The following is a 14,552-nucleotide window of genomic DNA, read 5'->3' as shown; positions in this document are numbered from 1 at the left end:
GTCGAGCTGGCCGACGCACGAATCCCACTTGAACAGAGTTAGACGACTTGACGCGAGCTATGACGCGACAAAGTCAAACAATTGAAGAAAGTCCACGGGCTCGCGGCGGCGATCGGAATGAACGTTCCGGATCCACCACAGCGCCGGTGTGGGTCAGGGGACGCCGCGCGGGGAGAGCCGGCCCGGTTGCAGTCGGCTCAGTACCAGTTGTTGGCGTAGTGGAAGCCGAGGGCGCCACAGGGGGAGCCATAGCGTTCGGAGACGTACTTCAGGCCCCAGGTGATCTGAGTCTTGTAGTTCGTCTGCCAGTCGGGTGCCACGGAGGCCATCTTGGTGCCCGGCAGCGCCTGGACGATGCCGTACGCGCCAGAGTCCGCGTTCTGAGCGGTGGTCTTCCACCCGGATTCCCGCGTCCAGAGGGTCACGAGGCACGGCATCTCGCCCGCGCCCCAGCCGTATTTGCCGAGCTGGCTGGCGGCGAAGGCCTGAGCGGCCGAGGGATCGTCGACCGTCTTGGGCGGCGCGGCTTCCTCTTTCAGCGCGTCGACCGCCTGCTTCAGCGCGGAGGCCTGACTGGCGGCCTCCCGGGCCGATTTGCTGGCTTCAGCGCCCGCCGAGACGCTCTCCGAGGACAGGGTGGCCAGGACGGAGAAGTCGAACTTCTGCCCCACGTTCTTGACCTTGCGGAACTGAGGAGCGCTGAGCTTGACCTCGGGTGCCGCCTGCGCCGTGGGAGCCGCTGGCCGGGTGTCCTGCGCGGCGATCGACGCCTGGGTGGCGAGGCCGCCGGCCAGCGCGAGCGTCAGGACGGAGCCGACGACGGCGGCCCGGGCGCCACGGGTGCGCGGAAGGATGCTGGGGAGCTGGCTGAGGACGGACCGCTTCTGGCGGGCGCTCGGCACAGCGGACGCCGTGGCCCGTGGTCCCGTCGTCGAGCCCTCGCCGCGGGTGCTCCTGGTGGCGCGCACAGCGCGGGACTCCGCGGCGGCTAGGCCGTCGGTGGTCCGCGGTCGGTTCGCGGTCATGCTCAACCCTTCGATGCTTCTGGAAGGGGCGGGTCCGTGGACTCCGGACGCGGACACCCCGGTGGTGTCGCGCTCTTCCGGTGGACGCTCTGCCCCACGAATCAGTCTAGGTGGCGGACTCGCTCATGTCACATTTAGGTAACGACGGTTCCCGGATCCCGAACTCTTCGCGGAGGCCCGCCGGATGCCGAACCGTCCACCATGCGGTCAAGTGGATCCGGCATGAGTTTCAGTTCACAGTTGAACTTTCGGACGCTGGAATGCATTTTTGGTTCGTAAAATTCGACGATTCGCGTCCAGGCTGACCGTGAAAGGGTTGATTCGCATCTCCGGAGCCCTCTCGTCAGAATGGTGAGATCGGTCACAATGGACACATTTGTCTCACTATGTGGACGCTCCACAGCTTTGTTACTTGCAAGTTGTGTTTGTTACGTTGCACACTCGGAGATGTGAATACCAACTCAACAGCATCTGCAGCCGCAGCGACCCTCTCCAGCGCACCCGCTGGCCGGATGGTTGGCTGTTGTCGAATGTGCGCCTGACCTCCACCCCTCAGCTCAGGCAACCGTCCTCACCCCGCCCAATGAAGGGCACTTTCCTGATTCATTGCGGGGACTCAACATTCGAGCCGCGATGACGGCAAATTCACTCTCAGAGGTTTGAAACAACATGTCAGTTGCATCCGGATACGTCCACATCTCCCTGCGGAACGCCAACAAGGCACCTGCCGTCCGCCCCGAATTCGCCAACCGCCCGGCTCCGGCCCCGCAGCAGTACCCGGCCGGCTACAACGGCCAGTTCGCAGCCCCCGCCCCGGCCCAGCAGCCCGGTTACCCCCAGCAGGGATATGGCCAGCTCCGTGCGGTTCCGCAGCCGGGAACCCCGGCCGTGGAGGGCCACCCCCTGACCGCACCCACTCCGGTGATCGCCCGCGGCGCCAATGGCGCACCGGCCCGTCCGGCCGCCGGCACTCCCACGGTGGCCCGCGGTTTCGTCCTCTACGTCGGCATCGATGAGGAGACGGCAGCCGCGTCCGGTCAGTCGATCGCCAAGCTCGCACAGGAGATCCGCGCTTACGCTCAGTCGCTCGTGCAGGGCGCCGAGAGCTACGCCGCCGTCGCCGTCGCGCCGGCCAGCGCGCCCGGCTCCGCCCTCGACGTCGTGCGCAGCACCTTCGGTGATCCGACCGTCGCCAACCGCCAGCGCGTCGAGGCGCCCCGCCCGGCCGCCGTCCCGGATCAGCGCCCCAGCGGTGTGCTGATCGACCTGGCCCGTCGCGAAGTCCACCTCGACGGCGACACCCTGAACCTCACGTTCAAGGAGTTCGAGCTCCTGAACTACCTCGTGGAGAACGGCACGCGCACCGTGGACCGCGAGGAGCTCCTGGAGAACCTGTGGCGCAACGCCGAGGAAGTCCCCAACGAGCGCACCATCGACGTGCACATCCGCCGTCTCCGCTCGAAGCTGGGCCGCCTGGCCAACACGGTCCGCACGGTCCGCGGGCAGGGGTACCGCTTCTACGAGCACCCCGAGGTGGTCGTCTGGGCCGCACCGGAGTATTCCATCTGACGTTTTCGGTTCTGCGAAAGGCGGGGCATCCCTCCGCGCCTGCGCTCCCGCCCGCCGCCCCTGACGATCTTCCTGACGGTTGACGTCTCAGGCGGCGGGCCGGAACGCAACAACGGTGCTGTCGGGATGCCCCGCCTTTCGCTGTTGGCGGGTCAGAGGGAATGCGTCCGGCTTGATGGAGGGGTACCCGTGAGTGGGGCCGGTTCTGTGCGAGCGAGTGGGTGACTTGGCCCGCGGACGTGAGGAGTGGTCCGCGCAGGGGTGCCGGGGGTATCCGGAGAGCGCCGTTGTTGCGTGGAAGCCCCGCCGCTGACAGCTTGAGGCGAGCCTGACCGCAGAAGTCGGCGGGGCTGAAGCGCAGGCGCCGAAGGATGCCCGCGGCACCCCTTCCACACCGAGAACCCCACACCACCCCCGCGGGGATAGTGTTTTCCCATGAGTGAGCATCACGTGAAGCGCCTGATCATCATGCGTCATGCCAAGGCGGACTGGCCTCTGGGGGTCCAGGATCACGACCGGCCTCTGGAACCCCGTGGGCATCGTGATGCGGCGGCGGCCGGGGCCTGGCTCCGGGAATCGGGCAACGTCCCGGACTTCATTCTCTGCTCCACCGCGGTCCGGACCCGCCAGACGTGCACCTGGGTGTGCGAGGAACTGGGGGAGAAGGCCCCGACGCCGAAGCTCGAATCGGGGCTCTACTCGGCGACCGGGCGGCGCATGCTCACGGTCCTCAACCACGTGCCGGAGACCGTGACGAGCCTGATGGTCATCAGCCACATGCCGGGAGTGCAGGACCTCGCGCTGCTCCTGGCGGACCGGGACTCGGATCAGGGTGCGTATCTGGACATGGCGGAGCATTACCCCACCAGCGGGATCACCGTGCTTGAGAGCGTGAAGCCCTGGGCGGAGCTGGACGGTCAGGACGCGCGCCTGGTGTCCTTCGAGGTGCCGCGGGCCTGACAGCAGCCCTCGCCGTCGAGCGGCCTCCGCCGGTTCGGCCCGCTGCGCTGCCCGCTGAACGAGCGCTCCTGCTGCCCGCCGAGCGAGTGGGGCGCTTGCGTCCGGTGACGCCGGGCTTCTTCACAGGCCAGACGCTGCCCAGGAACAGCAGCAGCGCGGCGGGCAGTCCGGCCGCGAGACTGAGGAAGAAGTACAGATCGCTTCCCGCACCGGGTCCTGTGGTGTGCATCCGGTCGTAGCCTTCGGAGAATCCCAGCCCCCAGAGGCGGACGTACGCCAGGGCGAAGGTGACGGCCACGGTGGTGAGGATTCCGGCCGCGAGGAGCACCTTGTTGCGGCGCAGGATGGCGACGGACGCGATGGAGCAGACGAAGCCGATGAACGCGCACACCAGGAGGAGGAGCAGGCCCAGGGTCTCCGGGGCCAGGACCGTCTGGATCAGGAGCGCGGCGCAGGCCAGGGCCGCGCCGAGCATGATCTTGGTGGTGAGCAACCGCATGGCGACATTCTTTCAGAGGGTTCTGACAGTTTTCCTGGTCCGTTTTCCTGGTCCCCGGCTCCGGGGACCAGGAAGGGGCGGGCGTCAGCGCGCCAGGTAGCCCTTCACGAAGGTCATGATGGCCTCCACGCTCGCCTCCTGGGAACGCCCCGGATGGAAACTCTTGCGGTCCAGCCCCACGATGAAGCAGGCCCCGAAGATCGCCGCCTCCAGGCCGCTCCGTGAGACGTCCTGGTTGACGGCGTACCGCTGGCCGATCCGGTCCAGGGCCTGGGAGATCACGTCGAGCAGTTCCGAGCGGAGCTCCCGCATCAGATCACGCCATTCGTTCTCCGCTTTCCAGTTCTCGTTCATCCAGAGCTGCCCGAAGGACGGGTAGTCGTCCAGGAACGCGATCGCCTCGGACACCACGGACTCCATGGCCGCGACGGGGTCCTCCACCGCGGGCACCGCCGCGAAACGGGCCAGGAGGATGTCCACGCCGTGCCGGAGCAGTTGCGCGATCAGCTCGGACTTGCTGCCGAAGTTGTAGTACACGGTGCCCTTGGAGACCCCGGCCTCCGCCGCGATCTCGTCCACCGTCACTTCGGCGGCGCCCCGCTCGCCGATCAGCTGCATCGAGGCGTCGAAGATCTTCTGCCGCGACGCGGACGTCCGCTGGGGACGACGACGCCGGCCCGCGCCGTCGTCGTCCGCCACGGCAGGCTCCTGGCCGGGTCCGCCGGCGTCGCCGCCCGCCGACGGCAGGCCCGGATGCGTGGCCGGCTCGGCGGGTCTCATACCGAGATCTCCGGCTTGAAGCTCTTCAGGGTCCAGAGCTTGTGCTTGTGCACCGCGAGCGTGGACATCGCCATGCCGAGCACCGCGTAGCCCACCAGGCCCAGCATGATCGGAGCCACCATGGACAGGTCACCGCCGTAGATGAGGTGACGCATGCCGGTCACCACATAGCCGAGCGGCAGGATGTCGTGGACCACGTGGAACGGCTCCGGGGTGGTCTGCCAGGGGAAGGTGCCGCCCGAGGACACCAGCTGGAGCACCAGCAGGATGAGCACCACGAACTTGCCCGGCGTGCCCAGCAGGGCGCAGATGCCCTGGATGAGCGCCGTGAACGCCATCGCCGCGAACAGCAGGAAGACGAACGTCAGCGCCGGGTTGGCCGATTCGAGTTTCAGGCCGAGCGTGACCACCGCCCACAGCAGGGCCGTCTGCACGGCGGAGACGACGAAGAAGGGCAGCCAGCCGGCGATGCCGATCTTCCAGGACGGCGCGTTGGACGCGAGGGCTCGCTGGGTGAGCGGGCGCATGGCCTGCACCAGCATGAACGCGCCGATCCAGAGCGAGAGGCTCAGGAAGAACGGGGCCAGGCCGGCGCCGTAGGTGGTCGCCTTGGTCTGCGCGAGCTTGTCGACGGCCACCGGATCGGACATGACCTTGGAGACGCTCTCCCGCTGGGTCGCGTTCGGGTTGGGAATCTGGCCCGACCCCTCCGCGAGCTTGGTGGCCAGTTCCTTGCCGCCGCTCGCGGCCGACTTGGCGCCGTCCTGGAGCTTGGCAGCACCGGCGTTGAGCTGTGTGGCGCCCGAGTTAAGCTTGGTGGCGCCCTGGTAGGCGCTCTGCTCGCCCGCCGCGAGGGTCTTCGCGCCGTCGGCCAACTGGTAAGCGCCCGAGTTGGCCTGGTTGATGCCGTTGACCAGGGTGGGTGCGGAGTCGGAGAGCTTCTTGGCTCCCGCGGACACCGCTGCGGCCCCATCGGAGAGCTTCTGGATGTCCGCCGCGGCGCCGTTGATCTTCGCCTTGGCTTGCACCACCGGGCTCGACCCCTGGACCGTCTTCAGGTCCGCGAGAATCTTGTCCGCCTGTTCCTGGGTGATGAACTCGTCCTTCACGAGCTTGCTGACCGTGGTCTTCACGTCCGCGTCGGCCTGGGTCTCCACGGTCTGGAGGTCCTTCACGGCGCCCTGCACCTTGGCGTTGAGCTGGGCGTTGCCGGCGGCCACCTGGGCCGCGCCGTCGGCGAGCTGCTTGGTGCTGGAGGGCAGAGGCGCCGCTCCCTGGCTGAGCTGCGAGAGGCCGCTGCTCAGCTTGTTCGCGCCGTCCGAGAGCTTGTTCGCCCCGGCGACGAGCTGGCCCTGGCCGTCCACCAGCTGGCTGGCGCCGGAGCTCAGATCGGTCGTGCCCTTGTGCAGATCGGCGGTGCCGGTCTGGAGCTGGGCGAGGCCGTTGGACAGCGTTTTGGCGCCATCCGCGGCCTTCACCATGTTCTGGTGGATCACCCCGAAGCCGGACAGGAGCTGATCGGCCGTCTGCTCGCCGACCTCCTGGGCGACGCTCGCGTGCACGGCCGTGGTGAGCTTGTCCACGATCGTGCTGAGCAGGTAGTTGTTGGCGTCGTTGGTGGTGACGTTGAGCATGGCCTGGTGCGCCGAGTCGAACGTCGACGGGGACACGAGGTTCTTGGAGAAGTCCTTCGGGATCTTCAGGGCGAAGGCGTACTTGCCCGTCCGCACGCCCTCATCCGCTTCCTGGGAGGTGGGCACGCGCTGCCAGTCGAAGAGGTGCGCATCCACGAGGGAGTCGGCGACTTTGGCGCCGGCCTTCAGCTCCTCGCCCTTGGTGCCGTCGGGCTTGGACGGGGTGGCGCCGGTGTCCTCGACCACCAGGGCGGCCTTGATGCCGCTCAGGTTGTTGTACGGATCCCAGTTCGCGTAGAGGTAGATGGCCCCGTACAGCAGGGGGACCAGTGACAGGGCGACGATGGTGAGCTTGGGCAGCACACCACTGGTCATGCGCTTGAGCTCGGAGCGGGCCAGGCGTAGAACGGTCACTTCTCTTCCTCCACGTTCTCTTCCGCATTGTTCTGTTCCGTGCTGTTCTGTTCCGTGCGCTGCGTGTCACTCGACGCGGCTTCGCCGTTCGGCTCGGCCTCGGTGGCCGCAGCCTCCTCCGCCTCCTCCTCGGCGCCCGGCGGCAGCTCCGCATGCGGCACGGAGTTGCCGATCACCGCGCTGGGCCCCTCCCAGCCCTCCGGCAGGGTCGCCACGACCGCGACGACGGCGAGCGGCCGCCCGGCGTCGTACGCCAGCTGCTCGCAGCGCTCCAGCCAGACGGTGGGATCTGCGCTGTGCCGGTCGGGGGAGTCCAGCACGAGCAGGTCGACCGCGGGATCGGCGAGAGCCAGCTGAGTCAGAAGGCTCACGCGGCGTTCCGCGGGAAGTTCGTCCACCCAGAGCTTCTCCACGTCCTCGAAGGAGTTGAGCTTGAGCCAGGGCTTGGCGAGCAGGGCGCCCCGGTAGCGGCGGGGGATCAGCGCGAGGTCCTCGGTGACCAGGTCGCAGACGGAGAGGTGCTGTTCGGGCTCGTTGATGCCGGGGGAGTCCACGAGGGCGGAGGCCTTGCGGACGGCTTTGAGCCGGGTGCTGCCATTCCAGGACAGGTGACCCGAGGACGGCTTCATGCGTCCGGTGAGGGTCAAGGCGAGGGCGGTGCGGTCATCCTGGTTCTCGCCGCGGACCAGGAGCAGTTCGCCGGGGGAGACACGCAGTGAGGTGGCGGGCAGGAGGTCGGTCCTGCGGCCGTTCACCTGGAGCGCACGGGCGTCGAGCATGGGGGAGGTGCCTTTCGTGAAGAACGTCTGACTCCAGAGTATCTAAACTGACCGGTCAGTTCAAATAGTTCTTCACGCGTCCCGTGCCGCTGTGACGATCAGCGACGGCGGCCGTGCACCAGCTTCACCAGACGCCCCATGAGCCGCACCTGCCAGGCCTCGCGCCGGAAGGAGAGCACCGGCACCGGGAGCGGGAAACGCTGCCGGGCCACACTGTGCGGACGGGCGAACTCCCGCAGCCCGTCGGCCCCATGGATCCGGCCGAACCCGGAATCCCCGGTCCCGCCGAACGGCAGGGCGGGGACGAGGGCGAAGGACATGACGCTGTTGATGGACGTCATGCCGGCACGGACCCGGCGCGCGATCGCCTCGGCCTTCCCGAGGTCCCTGCTGTAGACCGCGCTGCCCAGGCCGTAGACCCCCGCGTTGCTCTTCTCCACGGCTTCGTCCACGGACCCGACGCGGGTCACCGTGAGCGTGGGGCCGAACGTCTCCTCCCGGACAGCCTCGCTGTCCTCCGGGACGTCGAGCAGGATGACCGGTTTCACGAACGGCGGCGCCACCGACTCCTCCCCGCCGGCCACGGCCTGCCCGCCGTCCGCGAGGGCGGCCTGGATGTGGCGCAGCACGGTGCCAGGCTGGCTGGGCATCGTCAGCGGCCCGATGCGGTCCGCGTCGCCCGGCCCCGCCGTGACGGTGCCCGCGATCCGACGGAGCTCCGCGACGAACTCGTCGTACACGGGGGCCTCCACGTAGGCGCGCTCCATGCCGATGCAGGTCTGTCCGGCGTTGCCCCACGCGCCGAAGGCCACGTCCTGGGCCGCGGCGCGGACGTCGGCGTCGGCGGCGATGATTGCGGCGTCCTTGCCGCCCGCCTCGATGACCACGGGGGTGAGGGTCTCGGCGCAGGCCGCCATGACCTTCTTGCCTGTGGCGGTCGAGCCGGTGAAAGCGAGCTTGGAGACCCCGGACCGGCAGAGCGCCGAACCCGTGGCGCCCAGCCCCGTCACGAGCTGGAGGACCGGCAGTTCCGGCACGGCGCGATGGAAGGCGTCGACGAGCCACGAGCCCACCGCGGTGCTGTATTCGCTGGGCTTGAACACCACGGCATTCCCCGCGGCGAGGGCGTAGGCGATCGACCCCATGGGCGTGAACACCGGATAGTTCCACGGGCCGATCACGCCCACCACGCCCAGCGGCTGGTATTCGACACTCGCCGCCAGGTTCGCGCCCAGGACCCCGGGCCGCACCGAGCGCCGCCGCAGTACCCGCTGCGCATTCCTCGCCGCCCAGTCGATGTGCTCGACGGCGGCCATCACCTCCAGCCGGGAATCGTCCACGGGTTTCCCGGTCTCCTCCCGCATGAGCCGCGCCAGCTCGTCCAGTCCTTCCACTACGGCGTGTTTGAACGCCTGCAGACGGCGGAGCCGGCCATCGTAACCCAGCCGGTCCCACCAGTCAGCCGCCTCCCGCGCGCGGTCGACGGCGGCCGCCACCGCGCCGTCGTCGTCCACGGGAAAGGTGGCCACGACGGCGCCGGTGGCGGGGTTGAGGGAATCGAACGTGCTCATCCGAGGAATGCCTTTCCTTCGCCGCGGTAGCTGGGGACGGATGCCACCAGCCGGTCGCCGTCCACCATGTGCAGGGTGTCGACGTGTTCACAGAGTTCGCCGGCCTTGGCATGCCGGAACCAGACCCGGTCGCCCACGGACAGCGCGTCCGCGCCAGGGCCCTGCACGGGGGTCTGGACCTCGCCGGCGCCTTCCGTGCCCAGGAGCTTCAGACCGGTCGGCCAGACGGGACGGGGTAGCCGGTCGGGTCCCGATGGTCCGGACGCCACCCAGCCCCCGCCGAGCACCGTGGCGAACCCCGGGGCGGGCTTGCGGACCACTGGCAGGGCGAAGAAGGCCGCGGGTTCCGGGTGGAAGGCACGGTAGCCGTCGAAGAGCGCGGGGGCGTAGAGCCCGGACCCGGCCGCGAGTTCGGTGACCGCCGCTTCCGCTCCGGTGGTCTCGAAGCTTCCGGTGCCGCCACCGTTGACGAATTCGAGGGGTGAGCCGGCGGGCAGTTCCCGGCGCACGGCGTCCACGGCCTCGGCGCGGCGCGCGGCGAGTTCCCTCCCGGACAGGGCGTGCAGCGCGCGGATCTGGGCGCGGTGCAGGACGGAACCCGAGGCGTCCCCGAGCCCGGCGATCTGCCCTTCGTAGGACATGATCCCCACGAGCCGGAACTCCGGTCGCCGGACGATCTCGGCGGCCACGGCGGCGGCGTCCTCCGGGGTGTGGACGGGCGAGCGCCGCATGCCCAGATGCGCGCGGCCTCCCGCCAGGCGCAGCGAGGCGTCCAGATCCAGGCACAGACGGAGTGGAGTGGTCGGTCCGGTGAACGGGGCCAGGAGATCCAGCTGCTCGACGGAGTCCACCATCAGCGTGACGCGCTCGCGAGCGGGGGCCGAGTGGGCGAGGGCGGCCAGAGCGGTGCGGTCGGCGGTCGGGTAGGCGACGACGACGTCGTCGAACTCCTCGGCCAGCCACAGCGCCTCCGCGAGGGCATAGGCCAGGATGCCGTGGAAGCCGGGGAGCTCCAGGACGGCCCGGAGCACGGCGCGGCTGCGGATCGACTTGCTCGCCACCCGGATGGGCTTGCCCTGAGCCCGGCGCTGCAGGTCCGCGGCATTCCGGCGGAGCGCGGGCAGGCTGAGGACCGCGAGCGGAGCCTCGAGGTGCGCGGTGGCACGGTCCAGCGCGGCGAAGCCTCCCGCTCCGGTGAAGCTGTTCCGCCCCGCCGCGGGGCCGTCCGGGGCGAGGCTGAAGGAAAGGGTGCTGGCGGACATACCCCGACTGTGACACGTCGCACACCTCTGGGGGAAACACCCGGGTGGGCTCGACTCACATCGAGGTGTTGTCAATCCAAAGACGCGCTCCCAGAATGAGGGGGTGATGGACGTCAACACACGCCGCCTGCGGTACTTCGTGGCCGTGGCCGAGGAACTGCATTTCAGCCGGGCCGCCGCGCGGCTGTTCGTCGCCCAGCAGGCGCTCTCCAAGCAGATCCGCGAACTCGAGGCCGAGCTGGGCGTGACCCTCCTGAACCGCACCACACGACGGGTCGAGCTGACCGAGGACGGTGAGCACTTCCTCGAGGTGGCCAGGGGAGTGCTGGAGGCCTGGGATGACGGGCTCCGGCGGGTCCGGCTGGCGAGCCGCGCCGGTCAGCGGGTCCTCCGGCTCGGCTTCGTGGTGGGTGCGGCACTGGAACTGACGCGGCCGATCCTGGCGGAGTTCGCGCGGCGCCATCCGGATGTGGAGCTCCGCCTTCAGGAGGCGGCCCTCAGCGACCCCAGCTGCGGCCTGGCCGACGGCAGCAGCGACCTCGCGATCCTCCGGCCGCCGCTCTCCCTGGCCGGGGTGCAACGGCTGCCGCTCTTCGTGGAACCCGTCGTCGCCTGCCTCGGCTCCAGCCACCGGCTGGCGGGCCGGAGCATGATCTCGCCGACCGAACTGCTGGACGAACCGCTCACGGTCGGCGGAGGCCACGACGCCGCGTGGCGTGGGTTCTGGTCCCTGTCCGCCTTCCGGACGGAAGGGCATCCGCCGCGGATCGTGGAGACCTCCTCACCCACGGAGGAGGCGGAGCTGGTGGCCAGCGGCGTGGCGACCGCGCTCACCGGGGCCGCGATGGCGAGATATCTGGTGCGCCCGGGGCTCGTGTACGTGCCGGTGGAACCGCACCCCGGTTCGGAGGTCTCGCTCGCTTGGCGCGAGGACGCCCCGAGCGAGGTCGTCTCCCTGTTCGTGCAGGCGGCCAAGGACGTGCGCGACGCCGAACGGGATCTCGTCCGCGGCATTGAGCATCCGGTGGTTGTGAATTCGCCCTGATCCAGTGTTTGTGCTCCAGGTCACCTCGGCGTGAGCATGGAGGCCATGTGGAAGAACTGGGCCGGAGATCAGGCCTGCACCCCGGCGAACCTTGTCCAGCCCGCTTCGGTGGAGGCTGTCCAGGAGTCGGTGCGTGAGGCGGCCCGGCAGGGGAGGGGAATCCGGGTGGTGGGGGCCGGTCATTCCTTCGGCGACAACGTCCTCACCTCCGGGAACCTGCTGTCCCTCGACCGGTTGAGCGGCCTGCTCGGCGTCGACCGTGAGGCGGGGACCGTCCGCGTCGCTGCCGGGACCCGGCTCCGCGACCTCAACCGGCTGCTGGACGGGCATGGCCTCGCCCTCGCGAACCTGGGGGACATCGACAGCCAGTCGCTCGCGGGGGCGATCTCCACCGCCACGCACGGCACGGGCCGGAATCTCGGCAATCTGGCGACTTTCGTGGAGGACGTCGAATTCGTGACGGCGGAGGGCGAGGTCCTGCAAGCGTCCTCCGCCGGGCCGGACGTCCTGTCCGCCGCCCGGGTCTCGGTGGGGGCGCTCGGGGTCATCACGGCGTACACCCTGCGCGTGGTGCCCGCCTTCACCCTGCACGGTGTGCAGGAACCGGCTCCTCTGGAGGAGACACTCGAACGCCTCGACGAACACATGGACGGCAACGACCACTTCGAGTTCTTCACTTTCCCTCACAGCACCACGGTGCTGGCCAAGAGGACCAACCGCGTCGCGGACCTCGTCCCGGAGAACGACAGCCCTGCGCCGGGGCGACTGCGCTCCTACCTGGAGGGTGAGCTGCTCGAAAACACGGCGCTGGACCTCGTCTGCCGGCTGGGCCGCGCCCGCCCCGGGCTGATTCCCCGGCTGAACCGGCTGGCGACGGACCTGGTCACGCCGACCTCCCGGATGGGCGTCAGCCACGAGGTGCTGGTCAGCAAACGGAGCGTCCGGTTCACGGAGACCGAATGGGCCCTGCCGCGCGCGGCCTGCGTCGAAGCCCTCACGGAGATGCGGCGGCTGGTGACGGCCCGGGGCCTGGACGTGAACTTCCCCTTCGAAGTCCGCTTCGTCGCGGGGGACCGGGACTCCCTCCTGAGCCCGGCCTACGACCGGGAGAGCTGCTACATCGCTGCGCACATGTACCGCGGCATGCCGTGGCAGGAGTTCTTCACGGCCGTGCAGGACGTGGCACTCTCCTACGGCGGACGGCCTCACTGGGGGAAGCGTCACAGCCTCTCCGCGGCGCAGCTCGCGGAGCTGTATCCCCGCTGGGACGACTTCCAGCGCGTTCGCCGGGAACTCGATCCGGCCGGACTGTTCGCCAATGACCACATCCGCCGCATCTTCGGGGCCTGAATCCGTGCCTGACATGCGACCCCGATACCCGAGTTCCGACCTCCTGAGGAGAAGGACATGAGCCAGCCAGCCGCCGTCGTGCGATCCGGCGGGATGACCACCCAGCGGGTGGCGACCGCCGCCGCCTTCTTCCTGCAGGGATTCCTGTTCATCACCATGACCACCCACCTGCCGCAGATCCAGGGGCTGTTCGGCCTGGATGCGGCGACCTTGTCCCTGGTGCTCCTGGGCATGGTGGTCTTGGCGGGCGTGGGCTCGGTGGTGGCCGGGCAGATCGCGCGGCGGCTCGACTCCGCCCAGGCGCTCCGGGTGGGCCTCGGGCTGATCGGCGCCGGCGCGATCGGGGTCGGTCTGGCTCCCGACCTGCTGCTGTTCTGTCTGTTCCTGGCCATCTACGGGATCGGACTCGGCACGGTGGATGCCTCGATGAACATGCAGGGGGTGGCGCTCGAGCACCGTCTGCGCCGCACCCTGCTGCCCGGCTTCCACGCGGCATGGACCGCGGGCGGGATCGTCGCGACGCTCGCGGCGCTCGCCTTCGGGGAATCCGCTCTGGCGGCGTCCGTGACCCCCTTCGGGGTGGTCGCGGTGGTGGCGGCGGCGCTGCCGTTCCTGCGCCGGGACCGTGGCGCGGAGGACGGCGCGGATGGGAACCAGGTCAGCATCCCGTGGAAACGGCTGATGCTGGTGGGCCTGGTCCTCGTGCTCTTCTACATGGTGGACACCGCCGCCTCCACCTGGGGTCCCGCCTATCTGCACGATCTTTTCGGCACGGGCCTGGGCAATGTGGCCGTCGCGACCCTGCCGTATCTCGTGGCCTCGCTCCTGGCGCGGCTCGCGGGCGACTGGGCCGTGGGGCGGTTCGGGGCCGTGCGGCTTCTGCGCGCCGCCGCCATGCTTTCGGCCGCCGCGCTCGCCGTCGTGGTCCTGGCCCCGGATGCGGCGATCGCGGTGCTGGGCTTCGCCGTCCTCGGTTTCGGGGCGGGCATCATCGCGCCGCTGTCCTTCTCCGTGGCGGGGTCGATCGCGGCGCTCGGCCAGGCCGGGGGCGGTGGCGCCGACGATCCGGTGCGCCGTGCGCGGGTGGACTCCGTGATCGCCCGGTTCAATCAGTTCAACTACGTGGGGGCGTTGCTGGGATCCGTGCTGACGGGGCTGGTGGGGGCCGACTCGCTGCGCATCGGCTTCGCGCTGCCACTCGTGCTGGTCCTGGCGATCCTGCCGCTGGCCGGCGCGTTCCGGGAAAGCAGCGCAGTCCAGGAAACTGGCGCCGTTCGCGAGGAGTGAGGCGGGAATGCGAAAGCCCCGGTCCGTGGACCGGGGCTTCTGTGTGTTCGCACCTTCTCGGTGCGCCCAAAGGGATTCGAACCCCTGACCTTCTGTTCCGTAGACAGACGCTCTATCCAGCTGAGCTATGGGCGCATGTTTCTCCCGGGAGATTTCCCGCTCGAACCTCGAAATACTTTACCCGAAAACTTCTCAGGATGCACGACGGCGGAAGGTCGGTTCGGGAATCGGGGGAGCGGCGCGCGCATCCGGGCACGAAAAAGCCCCGGTCCGTGGACCGGGGCCTTTCTGTGTTCATCTTCTCGGTGCGCCCAAAGGGATTCGAACCCCTGACCTTCTGTTCCGTAGACAGACGCTCTATCCAGCTGAGCTATGGG

12 protein-coding genes and 1 tRNA gene are annotated in these 14,552 nt (G+C 69.2%); 5 read left to right on the top strand and 8 right to left on the bottom strand.

From position 1 onward, the window contains the following. Nucleotides 1–197 precede the first annotated feature (197 nt). Nucleotides 198–1,025: a hypothetical protein gene (locus AB6732_RS14725; protein ID WP_370960653.1), complete on the bottom strand. Its 828-nt coding sequence runs from the start codon at nt 1,023–1,025 to the stop codon at nt 198–200. A 669-nt stretch (nt 1,026–1,694) separates the two neighbouring features. Here AB6732_RS14725 and AB6732_RS14720 point away from each other — a divergent pair. Both AB6732_RS14720 and AB6732_RS14715 read left to right on the top strand, forming a co-directional pair. Beyond that, a complete protein-coding gene (locus AB6732_RS14720; protein ID WP_370960652.1) occupies nt 1,695–2,594 on the top strand; it encodes a winged helix-turn-helix domain-containing protein in 900 nt (299 codons plus the stop codon). Nucleotides 2,595–3,029: 435 nt separating this feature from the next. Further along, entirely contained in the window at nt 3,030–3,554 is a 525-nt protein-coding gene (locus tag AB6732_RS14715; RefSeq protein ID WP_370960651.1) for a histidine phosphatase family protein, read from the top strand. Here the strand turns inward: AB6732_RS14715 and AB6732_RS14710 are convergent. The 6 genes from AB6732_RS14710 to AB6732_RS14685 form a co-directional block, all read right to left on the bottom strand. After that, the gene (locus AB6732_RS14710; RefSeq protein WP_370960650.1) at nt 3,469–4,053 is read right to left on the bottom strand and encodes a hypothetical protein; all 585 of its coding nucleotides are present in this window, start codon (nt 4,051–4,053) and stop codon (nt 3,469–3,471) included. The genes AB6732_RS14715 and AB6732_RS14710 overlap by 86 nt on opposite strands. Before the next feature lie 84 nt (nt 4,054–4,137). Further along, the gene (locus AB6732_RS14705; RefSeq protein WP_370960649.1) at nt 4,138–4,833 is read right to left on the bottom strand and encodes a TetR/AcrR family transcriptional regulator; all 696 of its coding nucleotides are present in this window, start codon (nt 4,831–4,833) and stop codon (nt 4,138–4,140) included. Further along, a complete protein-coding gene (locus AB6732_RS14700) occupies nt 4,830–6,881 on the bottom strand; it encodes a YhgE/Pip family protein (protein WP_370960648.1) in 2,052 nt (683 codons plus the stop codon). The genes AB6732_RS14705 and AB6732_RS14700 overlap by 4 nt, the downstream gene beginning before the upstream one ends. Continuing rightward, complete coding sequence (locus tag AB6732_RS14695) at nt 6,878–7,660, bottom strand: ABC transporter ATP-binding protein (RefSeq protein ID WP_370960647.1); 783 nt, start codon at nt 7,658–7,660, stop codon at nt 6,878–6,880. Before AB6732_RS14695 ends, AB6732_RS14700 begins: the two co-directional genes overlap by 4 nt. Before the next feature lie 98 nt (nt 7,661–7,758). Next, a complete protein-coding gene (locus AB6732_RS14690; RefSeq protein WP_370960646.1) occupies nt 7,759–9,231 on the bottom strand; it encodes an aldehyde dehydrogenase family protein in 1,473 nt (490 codons plus the stop codon). After that, nucleotides 9,228–10,493: an amino acid deaminase/aldolase gene (locus tag AB6732_RS14685; RefSeq protein ID WP_370960645.1), complete on the bottom strand. Its 1,266-nt coding sequence runs from the start codon at nt 10,491–10,493 to the stop codon at nt 9,228–9,230. The genes AB6732_RS14690 and AB6732_RS14685 overlap by 4 nt, the downstream gene beginning before the upstream one ends. Nucleotides 10,494–10,599: 106 nt before the next feature. Between AB6732_RS14685 and AB6732_RS14680 the strand changes: the two genes are divergently transcribed. Genes AB6732_RS14680 through AB6732_RS14670 form a run of 3 tightly spaced genes read left to right on the top strand, consistent with a single transcriptional unit; the run spans nt 10,600 to nt 14,175 of the window. Further along, nucleotides 10,600–11,538, top strand: a complete 939-nt coding sequence (locus AB6732_RS14680; RefSeq protein ID WP_370960644.1) for a LysR family transcriptional regulator — start codon at nt 10,600–10,602, stop codon at nt 11,536–11,538. A 45-nt stretch (nt 11,539–11,583) separates the two neighbouring features. Then, on the top strand, nt 11,584–12,888 hold the full coding sequence (locus AB6732_RS14675; protein ID WP_370960643.1) for a D-arabinono-1,4-lactone oxidase: 1,305 nt from the start codon (nt 11,584–11,586) through the stop codon (nt 12,886–12,888). A 57-nt stretch (nt 12,889–12,945) separates the two neighbouring features. Then, on the top strand, nt 12,946–14,175 hold the full coding sequence (locus AB6732_RS14670; RefSeq protein ID WP_370960642.1) for an MFS transporter: 1,230 nt from the start codon (nt 12,946–12,948) through the stop codon (nt 14,173–14,175). A gap of 61 nt (nt 14,176–14,236) precedes the next feature. Here AB6732_RS14670 and AB6732_RS14665 read toward each other — a convergent pair. Continuing rightward, a tRNA-Arg gene (locus tag AB6732_RS14665) sits at nt 14,237–14,310 on the bottom strand. Nucleotides 14,311–14,552: the final 242 nt, after the last annotated feature.

This window comes from Arthrobacter sp. RCC_34 (genome assembly GCF_041360795.1).
Taxonomy (GTDB): domain Bacteria; phylum Actinomycetota; class Actinomycetes; order Actinomycetales; family Micrococcaceae; genus Arthrobacter_E.
Note: the sequence above shows the minus strand (reverse complement) of the source record. Positions and strands in the feature narration are given on the sequence as shown.